16 protein-coding genes are annotated in these 15,950 nt (G+C 66.6%); 7 read left to right on the top strand and 9 right to left on the bottom strand.

Going from position 1 to position 15,950, the window contains the following annotated elements:
- Positions 1-121 precede the first annotated feature (121 nt).
- Positions 122-1,207, bottom strand: a complete 1,086-nt coding sequence (locus FN976_RS03155; protein WP_145890853.1) for a PA0069 family radical SAM protein — start codon at positions 1,205-1,207, stop codon at positions 122-124.
- A 103-nt stretch (positions 1,208-1,310) separates the two neighbouring features.
- Here FN976_RS03155 and FN976_RS03150 point away from each other — a divergent pair, with 103 nt between their 5' ends.
- The 3 genes from FN976_RS03150 to FN976_RS03140 are packed head-to-tail and all read left to right on the top strand — an operon-like array spanning position 1,311 to position 4,293.
- Positions 1,311-1,883: a GbsR/MarR family transcriptional regulator gene (locus FN976_RS03150; RefSeq protein WP_145890851.1), complete on the top strand. Its 573-nt coding sequence runs from the start codon at positions 1,311-1,313 to the stop codon at positions 1,881-1,883.
- Between the two features lie 5 nt (positions 1,884-1,888).
- Complete coding sequence (locus FN976_RS03145; protein WP_145890910.1) at positions 1,889-3,268, top strand: cytochrome ubiquinol oxidase subunit I; 1,380 nt, start codon at positions 1,889-1,891, stop codon at positions 3,266-3,268.
- Between the two features lie 11 nt (positions 3,269-3,279).
- Complete coding sequence (locus FN976_RS03140; protein WP_145890849.1) at positions 3,280-4,293, top strand: cytochrome d ubiquinol oxidase subunit II; 1,014 nt, start codon at positions 3,280-3,282, stop codon at positions 4,291-4,293.
- A 6-nt stretch (positions 4,294-4,299) separates the two neighbouring features.
- On the opposite strand, the gene FN976_RS03135 is transcribed toward FN976_RS03140, so the two are convergent.
- The 5 genes from FN976_RS03135 to FN976_RS03115 form a co-directional block, all read right to left on the bottom strand.
- Entirely contained in the window at positions 4,300-5,271 is a 972-nt protein-coding gene (locus FN976_RS03135; protein WP_145890847.1) for an NAD(P)H-dependent flavin oxidoreductase, read from the bottom strand.
- A 14-nt stretch (positions 5,272-5,285) separates the two neighbouring features.
- Entirely contained in the window at positions 5,286-7,076 is a 1,791-nt protein-coding gene (locus FN976_RS03130) for an acyl-CoA dehydrogenase (protein WP_145890845.1), read from the bottom strand.
- A 63-nt stretch (positions 7,077-7,139) separates the two neighbouring features.
- Positions 7,140-8,072: an electron transfer flavoprotein subunit alpha/FixB family protein gene (locus tag FN976_RS03125; protein ID WP_145890843.1), complete on the bottom strand. Its 933-nt coding sequence runs from the start codon at positions 8,070-8,072 to the stop codon at positions 7,140-7,142.
- Between the two features lies 1 nt (position 8,073).
- Positions 8,074-8,823, bottom strand: coding sequence for an electron transfer flavoprotein subunit beta/FixA family protein (locus FN976_RS03120; RefSeq protein WP_145890840.1), 750 nt, complete (start codon positions 8,821-8,823; stop codon positions 8,074-8,076).
- 51 nt (positions 8,824-8,874) lie between these two features.
- Positions 8,875-9,105 (bottom strand): hypothetical protein, encoded by a 231-nt coding sequence (locus tag FN976_RS03115; protein WP_145890838.1) that lies wholly within the window; start codon positions 9,103-9,105, stop codon positions 8,875-8,877.
- On the opposite strand from FN976_RS03115, the gene FN976_RS03110 reads away from it, so the two are divergent.
- The 3 genes from FN976_RS03110 to FN976_RS03100 all read left to right on the top strand — a co-directional run bounded on the left by FN976_RS03110 (position 9,104) and on the right by FN976_RS03100 (position 11,979).
- Complete coding sequence (locus FN976_RS03110) at positions 9,104-10,120, top strand: TRAP transporter substrate-binding protein (RefSeq protein ID WP_145890836.1); 1,017 nt, start codon at positions 9,104-9,106, stop codon at positions 10,118-10,120. The two genes, FN976_RS03115 and FN976_RS03110, sit on opposite strands and share 2 nt — an antisense overlap.
- A gap of 84 nt (positions 10,121-10,204) precedes the next feature.
- On the top strand, positions 10,205-10,690 hold the full coding sequence (locus FN976_RS03105) for a TRAP transporter small permease (protein WP_145890833.1): 486 nt from the start codon (positions 10,205-10,207) through the stop codon (positions 10,688-10,690).
- On the top strand, positions 10,687-11,979 hold the full coding sequence (locus FN976_RS03100) for a TRAP transporter large permease (RefSeq protein WP_145890831.1): 1,293 nt from the start codon (positions 10,687-10,689) through the stop codon (positions 11,977-11,979). Before FN976_RS03105 ends, FN976_RS03100 begins: the two co-directional genes overlap by 4 nt.
- Here the strand turns inward: FN976_RS03100 and FN976_RS03095 are convergent.
- From FN976_RS03095 to FN976_RS03085, 3 genes are read right to left on the bottom strand one after another with little or no spacing between them, the layout of a single operon-like run.
- Positions 11,948-13,240, bottom strand: coding sequence for a mechanosensitive ion channel family protein (locus FN976_RS03095; protein ID WP_145890830.1), 1,293 nt, complete (start codon positions 13,238-13,240; stop codon positions 11,948-11,950). The two genes, FN976_RS03100 and FN976_RS03095, sit on opposite strands and share 32 nt — an antisense overlap.
- Positions 13,237-14,010 (bottom strand): enoyl-CoA hydratase, encoded by a 774-nt coding sequence (locus FN976_RS03090; RefSeq protein ID WP_255440073.1) that lies wholly within the window; start codon positions 14,008-14,010, stop codon positions 13,237-13,239. The genes FN976_RS03095 and FN976_RS03090 overlap by 4 nt, the downstream gene beginning before the upstream one ends.
- A 10-nt stretch (positions 14,011-14,020) precedes the next feature.
- The gene (locus FN976_RS03085) at positions 14,021-14,974 is read right to left on the bottom strand and encodes a histone deacetylase family protein (RefSeq protein WP_145890908.1); all 954 of its coding nucleotides are present in this window, start codon (positions 14,972-14,974) and stop codon (positions 14,021-14,023) included.
- 53 nt (positions 14,975-15,027) lie between these two features.
- On the opposite strand from FN976_RS03085, the gene FN976_RS03080 reads away from it, so the two are divergent.
- Positions 15,028-15,948 carry an AAA family ATPase gene (locus tag FN976_RS03080; protein ID WP_145890826.1) on the top strand — a complete coding sequence of 307 codons (921 nt, stop codon included), beginning with the start codon at positions 15,028-15,030 and terminating at the stop codon, positions 15,946-15,948.
- Positions 15,949-15,950: the final 2 nt, after the last annotated feature.

The following is a 15,950-nucleotide window of genomic DNA, read 5'->3' as shown; positions in this document are numbered from 1 at the left end:
TGCCGCTTTGGCCCCCACCCATGCCCCCGGCCGTCGTGGGGGGGCGGTGCGCCGGGCGCCCCACCCCAGCACCGCCACAAGAGCCAAGTAGGCTGGGTTGCGCGCAGCGCACCCCAGCTTGTCAGAAGAGGCTCGTCTGGCCCCCGATCGACGGCCGCCGGAACTCCACCGTCGGGAAGTCCGCCTTCTTCTGGTTGAACCCGAGCCGCTGCGCCGTCTTGCGGAAGCGCTGCCCGATCAAGTCGGCCCACGGCCCGCTGCCCTTCATTCGCGTGGCGAAGTCGCTGTCGTAGTCCTTGCCGCCGCGCATGTCCTGCACGCGATGCATGATGCGGTCCGCGCGCTGCGGATAGTGCAGTTGCAGCCACTGGCGGAACAGCGGCGCCACTTCCCAGGGCAGGCGCAGCACGTGATAGAACGCCTCGCGGGCACCCGCGTCCCACGCCGCTTCGAGCACCTGCTCCATGTCATCGGTCAGAAAGGGAATCTGCGGCGCCAGGCTGACGCCGCACGGGACGCCGTGTTCCGCCAGGGTGCGCAGGATGCGCAGCCGCCGGTGCGGCGCCGCGGCGCGCGGCTCCAGCTTGCGCGCCAGGTCGGCGTCGAGCGTGGTGATGGTGACGTACACCGCCGCCAGCCCCTGTGCGGCCATCGGTGCGATCAGGTCGAGGTCACGCTCGACACCGCTCGACTTGGTGACCAGGGCGAACGGATGGTTGGTCTCGTGCATCACCTCGATGATCCCGCGCGTGATGCGCAGTTCTCGTTCGACCGGCTGGTAGCAATCCGTCGCGGTGCCGATGGCGATGAAGCGCGGCTCGTAGGCCTTGCGTGCCAGTTCCTTTCTCAGGATCTCCACCGCGTTGCGCTTGGCGATGATCTTCGTTTCGAAGTCGAGCCCCGGGGACAGGTTCAGGTAGCTGTGCGTGGGCCGCGCGTAGCAGTAGATGCAGCCGTGCTCGCAACCGCGATAGGGGTTGATCGAGCGGTCGAAGTGGATGTCCGGGGAATCGTTGGTGGTGATGAGGCTGCGCGCGTCCTCCCAGATGACTTCCGTGGCCGGCCGTGCGGCGCCGTCCTCTTCGTCCAGGTTCTCCCAGCCATCATCGAAGCTGTGGCGCTCGTCGCGCTCAAAACGGTGCGGCATCCGCGTCGCCGCGCCGCGCCCCTTGATGGCCTCGACCGGAATGCGTTTGATACTGTACATGCAGACAGTATCGCAGCACGGCCGCCCGTGCCATAGCCCTACCGCCATTATCGAATTTTCAGTAATTACTGAAAACTAAAAAGAAGTGGCGCAGAATGGCGCCATGCCGCTCCAAGACCACCTGCCTCCGCTCAGCCGCCAGTTCGTCGCGCACTTCGGCGAAATGGGGAGCCGCTGGGGAATCAACCGAACCGTGGGGCAGATCTACGCGTTGCTGTTCATCGCTCAAAAGGCGATCCACGCCGACGAGATCGCCGAGACACTGGAGTTCTCGCGCTCCAATGTGAGCGTGGGCCTCAAGGAGCTGCAATCGTGGCGGCTGGTCCGCCTGAAGCACCAGCCGGGCGACCGCCGCGAGTACTTCGAAGCACCGGCCGACGTGTGGGAAATCTTCCGCGTGCTGGCGGAGGAGCGCCGGCGCCGCGAGGTCGAGCCCACGCTGTCCATGCTGCGCATGGCCTTGCTGGAGACGCCGACCACGGAAGCCGAGCGCCACGCACAGCAACGCATGCGCGAGATGTACGAGCTGATCGACCGGCTCATGACCTGGTTCGACGACGTGCAGAAGCTCGCGCCCGAAACCGCCATGCAACTCATGGGCATGGGCGCCACCGTGACCAAGGTGCTGGAACTGAAGGACCGCGTCACCGGCCGGTCCGCACGAAAGGACGCCTGATGGAGCTGGACACCCTGATGCTGTCGCGCATCCAGTTCGCGGCCAACATCTCCTTCCACATCCTGTTTCCGACGATCAACATCGCGCTGTGCTGGTTCCTGGTGTATTTCCGCCTGCGCCACAGCGCCACCAGGGACACACCGCAGGCGCAGGCCTGGGAAGAGGCCTACTACCTCTGGACCAAGGTGTTCGCCCTCACCTTCGCGCTGGGCGTGGTCTCCGGCATCACGATGAGCTTCCAGTTCGGCACCAACTGGCCCGGCTACATGGAGCGCGCTGGCAACATCGCCGGGCCGCTGCTTGGTTATGAAGTGCTCACGGCGTTCTTCCTGGAAGCGACGTTCCTCGGCGTCATGCTGTTCGGCCGCTCACGCGTCTCGGACCGCGTCCACCTTGTAGCCACCCTGATGGTCGCCGCGGGCACGACCTTGTCGGCCTTCTGGATCCTGAGCCTCAACTCGTGGATGCAGACGCCCACCGGCTACACGATCGTCGACGGCGTCTTCCACGCGAAAGACTGGTGGGCCATCGTCTTCAACCCGTCCTTCCCCTACCGGCTCACGCACAAGCTGCTGGCCTCGACCTTGACGGTGTCGTTCCTGATCGCGGGGCTGTCGGCCTGGCAGTTGGTGCGCGGCACCGCCAACGACGGCACGCAGCGCGCGTTGCGAGCCGCAGTGACGGCCGCCGCCATCGCGATCCCGCTGCAGATCTTCGCCGGCGACCTGCATGGCCTCAACACGCTGGAGCACCAGCCCGCGAAGATCGCCGCCATCGAAGGCATCTGGAAGACCGAGAAGAGCGCGCCGCTCACGCTGTTCGGTTTCCCGAACGAGAAGGAAGGTCGCACCGACTACGCGATCCACATCCCGAAGCTCGCGAGCCTGATCCTGGCGCACGACATCAATGCCGAACTCAAGGGCCTGAACGAATTTCCGAACGCGCATCCGCCGGTGGCGCCGGTGTTCTGGAGCTTCCGGGTCATGGTCGGCATGGGTATGTTGATGCTGGCGGTGTCGTGGTGGTGCGCCTGGACGCTGTGGCGCAAGCGGGCGCAGCCGTCGATCGCGCTTTCGCGGTGGCAGTTGCGTGCCCTGGTGGCGATGACCTTCTCCGGCTGGGTGGCCACCCTCGGCGGCTGGTTCGTCACCGAGATCGGCCGCCAGCCATTTCTGGTTTATGGCCTGCTGCGCACGGCAGACCTGGTGGCCGACCATGCGCCCGGGATGGTGCTGTCCACCTTGATCGCCTACCTCGCGGTCTACGCCTTCCTGCTCGTGTCCTACATCTTCGTGCTGGTGTACATGTCCGAGCACCCCGCGATGCCAACGCCCGAGACACCGCTCAGCCCCAAGGCCGCCACGCCCATCGGCGGCCCGGCCTGAAGGAGCACACGATGACTTTCACCTGGCCCACCGTGCTGCCGCTCATCTTCATGGCCGTGATGGGGCTCGCGCTGCTGGCCTACGTCATCCTCGACGGCTACGACCTCGGGGTCGGCATGCTCCTGCCCTTCGCCGCCGATGACGAGAAGGACCTCATGGTCGCCAGCATCGGGCCGTTCTGGGATGCGAACGAGACCTGGCTGGTGCTGGGCATCGGGGTCCTGCTGATCGCCTTCCCGAAGGCGCACGGGCTCGTGTTGTCCGCCCTGTACCTTCCGGTGGCGCTGATGCTGATCGGGCTGATCCTGCGCGGCGTGTCGTTCGATTTCCGTGTCAAGGCGCGGGCCGAGCGGAAGGCCCTGTGGAACCGCCTGTTCTTCGCCGGCTCGCTGCTGGCCTCGGTGGCGCAAGGCTGGATGCTCGGCAGCTACCTCACCGCCTTCGATCGGGGCCTGCTGTCGCTGCTGTTCAGCCTCGGTATCGCGGTCACGCTGCCGACCGCCTACGCCATGTTGGGCGCCGGCTGGCTGATCATGAAGACCAGCGGGCCGCTGCAGGCCAAGGCCGTCGCCTGGGCGCGCGCCGTGTTGTGGCCGATGGGCGCGGCGCTGGTCGGCATTTCGCTGGCGACACCATTGGTCAGCCACAACATCTTCGACCGCTGGTTCGCGATGCCGCAGTTCATCGGCCTGCTGCCGATCCCGGTGGCCTGCGCAGCGGCCTTCTTCGCGGCATTCCATGTGACGGCGCGGCCGCGCGTCATCGAAGCCGGTTACGGCTGGGTCGTATTCGCCAGCACGGTGCTGCTCTTCATGCTGGCCTTCCTGGGACTGGCGTACAGCATCTACCCGTACATCGTGATCGACAAGCTGACGGTCTGGCAGGCCGCGAGCGCCCACGATTCACTCGTCGTGATCTTCGTGGGGGTCGCGGTCACGCTGCCGGCCATCATCGTCTACACGGTCTTCATGTACCGGGTGTTCTGGGGCAAGGCGAGCGCATTGAGCTACGGGCTGCGCCCTTGAGGCGACTCAGGCCGCCTGGGGAACGAGCCGTGCGCGGGCCGCGTCGTATTCGCGCTTGAGCTTGGCGACGTAAGCCGCAGTGGTCATGACTTCGGTCACGGCGCCGATGCCCTGACCGCAGCCCCAGATCTCTTTCCAGGCCTTCGCCTTCGAGCCTTCGCCGCCGCTGAACTTCATGGTGCTGACGTCGCCCTCCGGCAGGTTGTCCGGGTCCAGGCCGGCCGCGACGATGCTGGGCTTCAGGTAGTTGCCGTGCACGCCGGTGAACAGGCTCGAGTACACGATGTCGTCGGAATTGCACTCGACGATCGCCTTCTTGTAGTCGTCGCTCGCGCGCGCTTCCTGGGTGGCGATGAAGGCGGAGCCGATGTAGGCGAAGTCCGCGCCCATGGCCTGGGCCGCCAGCACGGCGCCGCCGGTCGAGATCGAGCCCGACAGCGCGATCGGGCCGTCGAACCACTGGCGGATTTCCTGCACCAGCGCGAACGGACTCTTGATGCCCGCATGGCCGCCGGCACCGGCCGCGACCGCGATCAGGCCGTCCGCGCCCTTCTCGATGGCCTTGCGCGCGAACCTGTTGTTGATGATGTCGTGCAGCACCACGGCGCCGTAGCTGTGCGCGGCCGCATTGATGTCCTCGCGCGCGCCGAGCGAGGTGATGTAGACCGGCACCTTGTACTTCACGCACATCTCCATGTCGTGCTCGAGCCGGTCATTGCTCTTGTGCACGATCTGGTTGATAGCGAACGGCGCCGCGGGCTTGCCTGGGTTCGCCCGGTCATACGCCGCGAGCGTCTCGGTGATCTCGTGCAGCCACTCCTCCACCTGCGAGGCGGGCCGCGCGTTGAGCGCCGGCATGGCACCGACGATGCCGGCCTTGCACTGCTCGATCACCAACTTGGGGTTGCTGATGATGAAGAGCGGCGAGCCGATGACGGGAAGCGCGAGGTTCTGCAGGACGGCGGGGATCTTGGACATGGTTTCCTTGGAGATCAGAATGCTTCGAGTGGCAGCGCGGTGACGCTCTCGGCGCCTTCGACGATGCTGTCGCGCAGGCCCGGCGCCTTGGCCAGGATGTGGTCGGCATAGAAGCGCGCGGTGACGATCTTCGCCTCCATGAAGGCCTTGTCTTCGCCTTTGGCCGCAAGGTCCTCAGCCACGAGCAGCGAGCGCGCGAGTTGCCACCCCGCCATCACATTGCCGGCGAGCATGAGGTAGGGCACCGAGCCGGCGAACACGGCATTGGGCGAAGCCTTGGTCTGGCCGGCGACGAACTCGATCACGTCCACCAGGGCCTGGCGAGCGGCCGTGAGCCGCTTGCCGACGGCGCGCGCGGCGACGCTGTCGCGCTTGGCGAGCTCGGTCTCGGTCTTCTCGATCTGCGCGCAGATGGCCTTGGCCGTCTGCCCGCCGTCGCGCGCCGTCTTGCGCCCCACCAGGTCATTGGCCTGGATGGCCGTCGTACCTTCGTAGATGGTCAGGATCTTGGCGTCGCGGTAGTACTGCGCCGCGCCGGTCTCCTCGATGAAGCCCATGCCGCCGTGCACCTGCACGCCGAGCGAGGTGACTTCCAGGCTCATCTCGGTGCTGTAGCCCTTGACCAGCGGCACCATGAATTCGTAGAACGCGGCATTCTGCTTGCGGACGTCGGCATCTTGGTGGTGATGCGCGGCGTCATAAGCCGCGGCGGCCACGCTGGCCATGGCCCGGCAGCCTTCCGTGTAAGCGCGCATCGTCATCAGCATCCGCTTCACGTCCGGGTGATGGATGATGGGCGCGCTGGTGTTCATGGAGCCGTCGACCGGGCGCGATTGCACGCGGTCCTTGGCATACGCCACCGCCTTCTGGTAGGCGCGCTCGGCCACCGCGATACCCTGCACGCCCACCGCGTAGCGGGCGGCGTTCATCATGATGAACATGTACTCGAGGCCGCGGTTCTCCTGGCCGACCAGGTAGCCCACCGCGCCTCCGTGGTCGCCGAACTGGAGCACCGCCGTTGGCGAAGCCTTGATGCCCAGCTTGTGCTCGATGCTCACGCAGTGCGCGTCATTGCGGGCGCCGGGCTTGCCGTCCTGGCCGACCATGAACTTGGGCACCACGAACAGGCTGATGCCCTTCACGCCCTCCGGCGCGCCCACCACCCGGGCCAGCACCAGGTGGACGATGTTCTCGGCCATGTCGTGCTCGCCGTAGGTGATGAAGATCTTGGTGCCGAAGATCTTGTAGGTGCCGTCGGGCTGCGGCTCGGCGCGCGTACGCACCAGCGCGAGATCGCTGCCGGCCTGGGGCTCGGTCAGGTTCATGGTGCCGGTCCATTGGCCGCTCACCAGCTTTTCCAGGTAAGTCGCTTTGAGGTCGTCCGAACCCGCGGTCAGCAGGGCCTCGATGGCGCCGTCGGTCAGCAGCGGGCACAGCGCGAAGCTCAGGTTGGCCGAGTTCAGCATCTCGCCGCAGACCGCGCCGATGGTTTTGGGCAAGCCTTGGCCGCCGAAATCGCCCGGGTGCTGCAGGCCCTGCCAGCCGCCCTCGGCGTATTGCTTGTAGGCGTCCTTGAAGCCGGGCGTGGTCGTGACCACGCCGTCCTTCCAGCTCGAAGGATTGCGGTCGCCTTCGACGTTGAGCGGCGCCACCACGCCCTCGTTGAACTTCGCGCATTCCTCCAGCACCGCCTGGGCCGTCTCGAACCCGGCCTCCTCGAAGCCCGGCAATTGCGCGATCTGCTCGATGCCGGCGAGGTGCCGGATGTTGAACAGCATGTCCTTGACGGGGGCGGTGTAGCTCATGTCTTGTCTCCGGAACGGGCGGAAACAAGGCCTCCAGCGGAGGCCTTGTCCTTGGTTTGGCGCTTAGAGCTGAGAGATCAGTTCCGGCACCGCCGTGAACAGATCCGCTTCCAGCCCGTAATCCGCCACGCTGAAGATCGGCGCCTCCGGGTCCTTGTTGATCGCGACGATCACCTTGGAGTCCTTCATGCCGGCCAGGTGCTGGATGGCGCCGGAGATGCCGCAGGCGATGTACAGCTGCGGCGCGACGATCTTGCCGGTCTGGCCAACCTGCCAGTCGTTCGGTGCGTAGCCGGCATCGACCGCGGCGCGCGAAGCGCCCAGAGCCGCGCCCAGCTTGTCGGCCAGCGGCGTCAGCACTTCGTTGAACTTCTCGCTCGAGCCCATGGCGCGGCCACCGGACACGATGATCTTGGCCGCGGTGAGTTCGGGCCGGTCGTTCTTGGCGATTTCCGAACCGAGGAAGGTCGCCTTGCCCGAATCGGCCACGCCGCTCGCGGATTCCACCGCGCCGCTGCCGCCCGTCGCAGCCGCGGGATCGAACGCCGTGGTACGCACCGTGATCACCATCGTGGCGTCGCTGCTTTCCACGGTGGCAATCGCGTTGCCGGCGTAGATCGGCCTCTCGAAAGTCTTGGGACCATCGACTTTGATGATGTCGCTGATCTGCGCGACATCCAGCTTGGCGGCCACGCGTGGGGCGATGTTCTTGCCGCTGGCGGTGGCCGGGAACAGGATGTGGCTGTAGTTCGAGGCGATGGCGAGCACCTGCGCCGCCATGTTCTCGGCCAGGCCGTGCTCGAAGTGCGCGCCGTCGGCGTGGATCACCTTGCTGACGCCGGCGATCTGGCCGGCGGCCTTGGCCGCCTCCGCCGCGTTGGCGCCGGCCACGAGCACGTGGACGTCGCCGCCACATTGCGCAGCTGCGGTGACGGTGTTGAGGGTGGCCGGCTTGATGCTGGCGTTGTCGTGTTCGGCAATGACAAGGGAAGCCATTTCAGATCACTTTCGCTTCGGTCTTCAGTTTGGCCACCAGCGTGGCGACATCGGGCACCTTCACGCCGGCGCTGCGCTTCGGCGGCTCGGTCACTTTCAGCGTCTTCAGGCGCGGCTTCACGTCCACGCCCAGGTCCTCGGGCTTGACGATGTCCAGCTGCTTCTTCTTCGCCTTCATGATGTTGGGCAGCGTCACGTAGCGCGGCTCGTTCAGGCGCAGGTCGGTGGTGATGACCGCGGGAATGGAGATCGACAGCGTCTCCAGGCCGCCATCGACTTCACGCGTGACCTTGGCTTTGCCGTCAGCCACTTCCACCTTCGAAGCGAAGGTCGCCTGCGGCAGGTCGGCCAGGGCGGCCAGCATCTGGCCGGTCTGGTTGGCGTCGTCGTCGATCGCCTGCTTGCCCAGGATGACCAGGCCCGGCTGTTCCTTGTCGAACAGGGCCTTCAGCAACTTGGCCACGGCCAACGGCTGCAGTTCCTCGGTGGTTTCCACCAGGATGGCGCGATCGGCGCCGATGGCCATGGCGGTGCGCAGGGTTTCCTGGCATTGGGTGACGCCGCAGGAGACGGCGATGACCTCGGTGGCCACGCCCTTTTCCTTCAGGCGGACGGCCTCCTCGACGGCGATCTCGTCGAAGGGGTTCATGCTCATCTTGACATTGGCGATGTCCACACCCGTGTTGTCCGACTTGACCCGGACTTTCACGTTGTAGTCGACCACCCGCTTGACCGGGACCAGGACCTTCATCTGACGCGCTCCTAGATAGTGCTCGAATTGACGTTGACGTAAACTGGAATTCTATTCGGCATCGGCCTGCGCATTTGTCGCGATGCCGACAAAAACGAACGATCGTTCTTTTTTGATTATAGGCGGCACGGCAGCTGGTTTTAGAGCCGCATCACCAGGCAACTGTCCTGCGCCCGACAATTTGCCGAACGCACGGTCGGTGAATCCGGGTAAGTCAGGACCGGTGCGGCAGGCGCCCCGGCTTACAGTCTGTCGCACTGCAATCAGGAGTTCCTTCCGCATGAAACGCCAACTCGTCTCCCTCGCCGCCGTCGCCGCCTGCTGTGCCGCGCTGCCGGCCGCCGCCCAGACCACGCTCACCCTGTCCAGCTGGGTTCCGCCCACCCACGCGCTCACCATCGCCCAGGGCGAATGGTGCGAGCTGGTGTCCAAGAACTCCGGCGGCAAGATCAAGTGCAACCAGCTGCCGCGCGCCGTGGCGGCGCCGCCCGGCACCTACGACGCGGTGAAGAACGGCCTGGCGGACGTCTCGTTCACCGTGCACGGCTACACGCCCGGCCGTTTCGTGTTCACGCAGATGGCCGAGTTCCCCTTCCTCGGCGACACCTCCGAACCCCTGTCGGTCGCCTTCAACAAGGTGGCCATGAAGTACCCGCAGTTCGTGCAGGAGCACCAGGGCATCAAGGTCCTGGCGTTCTTCACGCACGGCCCGGGCATCGTCTTCAACACGAAGAAGCCCGTGACCAAGGTGGAAGACCTGCAGGGCCTGAAATGGCGCGTGGGCGGTGGCATGGTCAACGAGATCACCAAGACGCTCGGCATGAACGTCACGCTCAAGCCGGCGCCGGATTCCTATGAGCTGCTGTCCGGCGGCGTCATGGACGGCACCTTGTTCCCCGCCGAGTCCACGGAATCGTTCAAGATCGACAAGCTCGTCAAGCACGCCACCATGTTCCCGGGCGGCCTGTACAACACCAGCTTCGTCTTCATGATGAACCCCGACAAGTACAACAAGCTGACGCCTGACGAGAAGAAGGCCGTGGACGACGCCTCGGGCGAAGTCGCCGCCCGCATCATGGGCCGCAACTGGGACAAGGTGGACCGCCGCGGCATCGCCCTCATGCAGGCCAACAACGTGCAGATCGTCAAGGCCGACGCCAAGTTCGTGGCCGACGTGAAGTCCAAGACCTCGCAGCTCGAAGCCAAGTGGGCGAAGGACGCGGAGGCCAAGGGCCTGAAGGACGCCGCCAAGGTGCTGGCCGAATTCCGCAGCGAGATCGCCAAGGCGTCGAAGTAATCCGCGGGCTCTGGTACAAAGGCGGCACCCCGGGGACTCCGGGGCGCCGCCTTTTTTGCGCGCCCTGAACGGAAAATTCCAACAATGAAGAAAATCCTGGAGCTGCTGTGCGGCCTGCTGGCCGGCACCGCGCTGTTCGCCATCATGGCGCTCACGTTCTTCGACGTGCTGGGCCGCAAGTTCCTGAGCAACTCCATCCCCGGATCGCTGGAACTCACCGAGCTGCTGATGGTCGTGGTGATCTTCGGGGCGCTGCCCCTGGTGTCGGAACGCGGCGAGCACGTGGAATTCGACTCGCTCGACCCCTTCCTGCCGCTGTGGCTGCGCAGGCTGCAGGCCGTGCTGGTGCATGTGCTGTGTGCCGCCGCGCTGTTCGGCCTGGCCTACGTGATGTGGGGCTCCGCCGGGCAGTTCCTGCAGAACGGTGAGACCACCGCGCAGCTCAAGATCCTGAAGGCGCCCTTCCTCTACGGCATGAGCGTGCTCTGCGCGGCGACGGCCGTGATCCACCTGTTCCTGGTCGCGCAGCCGCCGGCGCAGCGGATGGAAGGTGAAGGGGTGGCGTTATGACAGAGGCGCTGCTGGGTTTCGGCGCCATCTTCCTGCTGGCACTGATGCGGGTGCCCCTCGCGTTCGCCATGGGCCTGGTCGGCATCGCCGGCATCGGCCTCACCAGGGGCTGGAACCCGGCGGTGGCCAGCACCGCGCAGGTGGTTTACGAAACCGGCTTCGCGTACACGCTGTCGGTGATCCCGCTGTTCATCCTGATGGGCAACTTCGTGGCGCGCGCCGGGCTCGCGCACGAGCTGTTCCAGGCGGCTTATGCGTTCATCGGCCATTTCCGCGGCGGCCTGGCCCATGCCACGGTGGCGGCGTGCGCCGGCTTCGGCGCCATCTGCGGCTCGTCCATCGCCACCGCCGCCACCATGAGCAAGGTGGCATACCCGTCGATGAAGAAGCTGGGCTACAGCGGTGCCCTCTCCACGGGCGTCATGGCCGCCGGCGGCACGCTGGGCATCATGATTCCGCCGTCCACCATCATGGTGATCTACGGGATCATCACCGAGACGAACATCGGCAAGCTGTTCGCGGCCGGCGTGATCCCGGGCGTCCTGAGCGCGTTGGGGCTGATGGCGGGCATCGTCATCATCACCTCGCGCGACCCCGAACATGCCCCCCCCGGCGAACGCACTTCGTGGCCCGATCGCTGGCGCGCACTGCGCGGCATCTGGGGCGTCGCGTTGCTGGTCGTGGTGGTGCTGGGCGGCATCTACGGCGGACTGTTCACCGCCACCGAGGGCGCGGGCTTCGGCGCCTTCGGCGCTTTCCTGTTCGCGCTCGCGCGCCGGCGCCTCAGCTGGAAGATCCTGCTCGACGTCCTGGTGGAATCGGCCCGCACCACGGCCATGCTCTTCACGCTGCTGATCGCCGCGACCATCTTCGCCAACTTCGTCAACTTCACGACCTTGCCTGGCGACCTCAAGGCGTGGATCACGACCGCTGGCCTGTCGCCCACGATGATCATCGTGGCGATGATGGGGATCTACGTGATCCTGGGCACGGTGATGGAAGAACTGACGATGGTGCTGCTCACCATCCCGCTCTTCTTCCCCATCGTCACCAGCCTGGGCTTCGATCCCATCTGGTTCGGCGTGCTGATCGTGATGGTGGTCCAGATCGGCCTGATCTCGCCGCCGGTCGGCATGAACCTGTTCGTGCTGAACGCGCTGATCCCCGAGGTCGGCCTGGGCCAGATCTTCCGGGGCTGCTGGCCCTTCGTGCTGGTGCTGGTGATGATGCTGGGGCTGCTGATCGCCTTCCCGCAGCTCAGCCTGTGGCTGCCGTCGCTGATGAAGTAGCGGGGGGGCCGGCCGCGGCCGGCGCGGGCTGCATGTGCAGCACGCGCTGCGGGAAGGGGATGTCGATGCCGGCCTCGCGCAAGGCCTTCAGGATGCGCCGGTTGACGTCGGACTTGACGGCGCCCTGGCCGTTCTGCGGGTCGGCGATCCAGAACTGCACCGAGAACTCGAGGCCGTCGGCGCCGAAGCGCGTGAGGCGGACCGCGCATTCCGGCTCGGCGATCACCCGGGGCACGTCGCGGGCCGCCTCGAGCAGGATGCGCTCCACCTGTTCGACGTCCGCGTCGTAGCCGACCGTCACGTCGGTGGTGAGCAGCACCTTTGGGTCGGCCAGCGAGAGATTCTCGATCCGCTGGGTGATGAGCATCTCGTTGGGCACCACGGACTCGCGGCCGTTCAGCGAGCGGATCAGCGTGTAGCGCGTCTTGATGTCCACGACGATGCCCTCGAAGTTGTCCACGCGCACCGTGTCGCCGATGCGCAGCGAGCGCTCGAACAGGATGACGAAGCCGCTCACGTAGTTGGCGGCGAGCTTCTGCAGGCCGAAGCCCAGGCCGACGCCCAGGGCGCCGCCCAGCACCGACAGCGCGGTCAGGTCCACGCCCACCGCCGACAGCGCGAACAGGAAGCCGACCAGCAGCAGAACGGCGCGGATGGCGTTGGCCGCCACCTTGCGCAGCGACAGGTCGGACACGGAGTCGCGCAGCACGTTGCGCTCCACCGTCGCGGAAATCCAGAGCGCCAGCACCAGCACCACGCCGGAGGAAAGCACACCCTGCACCAGGCTCAGCAAGCTCAGCTTGGACTTGCCGAAGGCGAACTGGATGGACTCCATTTCATCCATCACCATTGGCAGCAAGCCCAGGATCCACAGCACGGCCGCGCCCCAGGCCAGCCAGGAGAAGAGCCGCTCCACCAGCCGCGCCAGCGAGGAGTGCGGGAACGCCACCGTGAACACGCGCGCAAGCAAGCGGATGCCCGCCAGCGAAATCAGCACCGGCACGGCGATGCGCAGCAGCGGCACCTTCTGGAACTGCTGCAGGCCCAGCCGGCTGGAATACACCAGGGCCAACGCCAACAGCGGAAACAGCACGCCGTCGACGATGGCGCGGCCGAACCAGATGGAATCCCGGGAAGACGCACGCCGGCCGACCGCCCAGCAGATCCCGTAGGCGGCCGCCAGGCACAAGACCAGCACGGCGAATTCCCAGCTCAGGGCCTCGTGCCCCAGCTCGCGCAGCAGCTTCTCCAGCGGGATCATGCCCAGCCGGGCTTCCGCTTCTGGGTGAAGGCGGTCACGCCTTCCAGCGCGCAGCCGTCCATCATGTTCGCGGCCATGGTCTGGCCGGCCAGCTGGTACGCCGCCTCCAGGCCCATCTCGCGCTGGCGGTAGAAGAGTTCCTTGCCCATGGCCAGCGCCACGCGCGGCTTCGCCAGGATGCTGGCGACGAGCTGGTCGATCCGTGCGTCGAGTTCCGCCGGAGGTACCGCGTGGTTCACCAGCCCGCGCCGCGCGGCTTCGCCCGCATCGATGAAATCGCCGGTGACGAGCATCTCCATCGCCTGCTTGGCCGGCACGTTGCGCAGCAGCGGCACGCTGGGGGTGGAGCAGAACAGGCCGAAGTTCACGCCGCTCACCGCGAAACTGGCGTCGGTGGAGGCCACGGCCAGGTCGCATTGCGCCACCAGCTGGCAGCCCGCGGCGGTTGCCAGGCCCTGCACGCGCGCGATCACCGGCACCGGCAGCTTCTGGATGGCCAGCATCATGCGGCTGCACTGCGCGAAGAGCCGCTGGTAGTAGTCCAGCGAGGGGTGGGCGATCATTTCCTTCAGGTGGTGCCCCGCGCTGAAGGCCTTGCCTTGCGCGCCCAGCACCACCACGCGCGCGCCCTCGTCGGCCGCGACAGCGTCCAGGGCCGACTGCAGCGCGGCCAGCATCTCTTCGGACAGCGCGTTGAAGCTGGCCGGCCGGTTCAGCGTGAACCGGACGACGCCGCGGCCATCCCTTTCGACGATCAGTGGTTGGTCCACGCCGTCGCCTCTACAGGTCCGCCAGTACGCGCACGTGGGCTTCGACGCTTCGCCCCAGCGCATCGAGGTTGTAGCCGCCCTCCAGGCAGGACACGATGCGTCCTTGCGCGTGGCGCTTGGCGACCTGGCGGATCTGGGCCGTGATCCAGGCGTAGTCCGCCTCGACCAGGCCCATCTGGCCGAGATCGTCTTCGCGGTGCGCGTCGAAGCCGGCGCTGATGAAGATCATCTGCGGCTTGAACGCCTCCAGCCGGGGCAGCCAGCCGTACTCCACGAGTTCGCGCACCGCCGGGCCCCGCGTGTAAGCGGGCACCGGCAGGTTGACCATGTTCTTCGCTTGCGAACCGGCGCCGGTGTGCGGATAGAACGGGTGCTGGAAGAAACTCACCATCAGCACCCGCTCGTCGCCGGCCAGGATGTCCTCGGTGCCATTGCCGTGGTGAACGTCGAAATCGACCACGGCGACCCGTTCGAGCCCGTGCCGCTCCAGCGCGTAACGGGCCGCGACGGCCACGTTGTTGAAGATGCAGAAGCCCATGGCGTGATCGCGGCACGCGTGGTGGCCCGGCGGGCGCACGGCGCAGAAGGCGTTTTCCAGCTCCCCGGCGATCACGGCATCGGTGGCTGCCAGGGCGGCCCCGGCGGCACGCAGGGCGGCGTCCCAGCTGTGCCGGTTCATGGCCGTGTCGGGGTCGATGTAGATGTGGTCGGAGCCGCCGGCGTCTTCCTGCTCGCGCAGGTCCTGGGCCAGCCCGCGCATGGCGGCCACGTGCAGGCGGTCGTGGGCCAATTCGAGCTGGGTCAGGCCCGCGAGCGGCGCCTCGCGGTGCTCCAGGGCGTCGGCGACGCCGCTGGCAAGCAAGCGGTCGTCGATCGCATCGAGGCGTTCCGGGCACTCGGGGTGGCCGCGGCCCATGTCATGGCGCCTGCAATCGGCGTGCGTGAAATACCCGGTTTTGTTCACCGTCAAGGCCTGCTAACGCTCGGCTAATGCTGTTTTGGGATAAGGTTCCCGCTATGGAAGCACAACAAAAACTGAAGAAACTGCTCGATCAGCTTAACACGGTGATCGTCGGCAAGCCGGCCCAGGTCCGGGACTGCGTGGCCTGCCTGCTGGCGGGGGGGCACCTGCTGATCGAGGACGTCCCCGGCGTGGGCAAGACCACCCTGGCGCACGCCCTGGCCCGGGCGTTCGGGCTCCACTTCTCGCGCGTGCAGTTCACGGCCGACTTGATGCCCAGCGACCTGTCGGGTGTCTCCATCTACGACCGCGGCAAGGAAAGCTTCATCTTCCACCCAGGTCCGATCTTCGCGCAGGTGCTGCTGGCCGACGAGATCAATCGCGCCAGCCCCAAGACGCAGAGCGCGCTGCTGGAAGCGATGGAAGAGAAACAGGTGACGGTGGAAGGCGAGACGCGCGCCCTGCCTTCGCCCTTCTTCGTGATCGCCACCCAGAATCCGCACGACCAGCTGGGCACGTTCGCCTTGCCGGAGTCACAGCTGGACCGCTTCCTGATGCGCATCTCGCTGGGCTACCCCGACCGGGCCGCCGAGCGCGCGCTTTTCACGGGCTCCGACCGCCGCCACATGGTCGAGCACCTGCAGAACACCTTGGCGCCGGCGGAGTTGCAGTCCCTCCAGCAGGACGTGCTGGCCATCCACGCGGCCGACCCGCTGCTGGACTACGTGCAGGACCTCATTGCGGCCAGCCGGAACGGCCGCTGGTTCCTGCAGGGCCTGAGCCCGCGGGCCGGCATCGCGGTCATCCGCGCGGCCAAGGCGCAGGCGCTGCTGTCGGGCCGCGACTACGTCGCGCCGGACGACGTGCAGGCCATCTTTCCCCAGACGGTGGCGCACCGCCTGATCCCAGTGGGTGACGCTGGCCGGGGGCCCATCGAGCAGGTCCGGGCCATGCTGGAAGGCGTGGCGCTGCCCTAGAA

It is taken from the genome of Caenimonas sedimenti, from assembly GCF_007833165.1.
In the GTDB taxonomy this organism is placed as follows: domain Bacteria; phylum Pseudomonadota; class Gammaproteobacteria; order Burkholderiales; family Burkholderiaceae_C; genus Ramlibacter; species Ramlibacter sedimenti.
The sequence above is the reverse complement of the archived record's forward strand: the minus strand, read 5'-3'. Positions and strand labels throughout refer to the sequence as shown.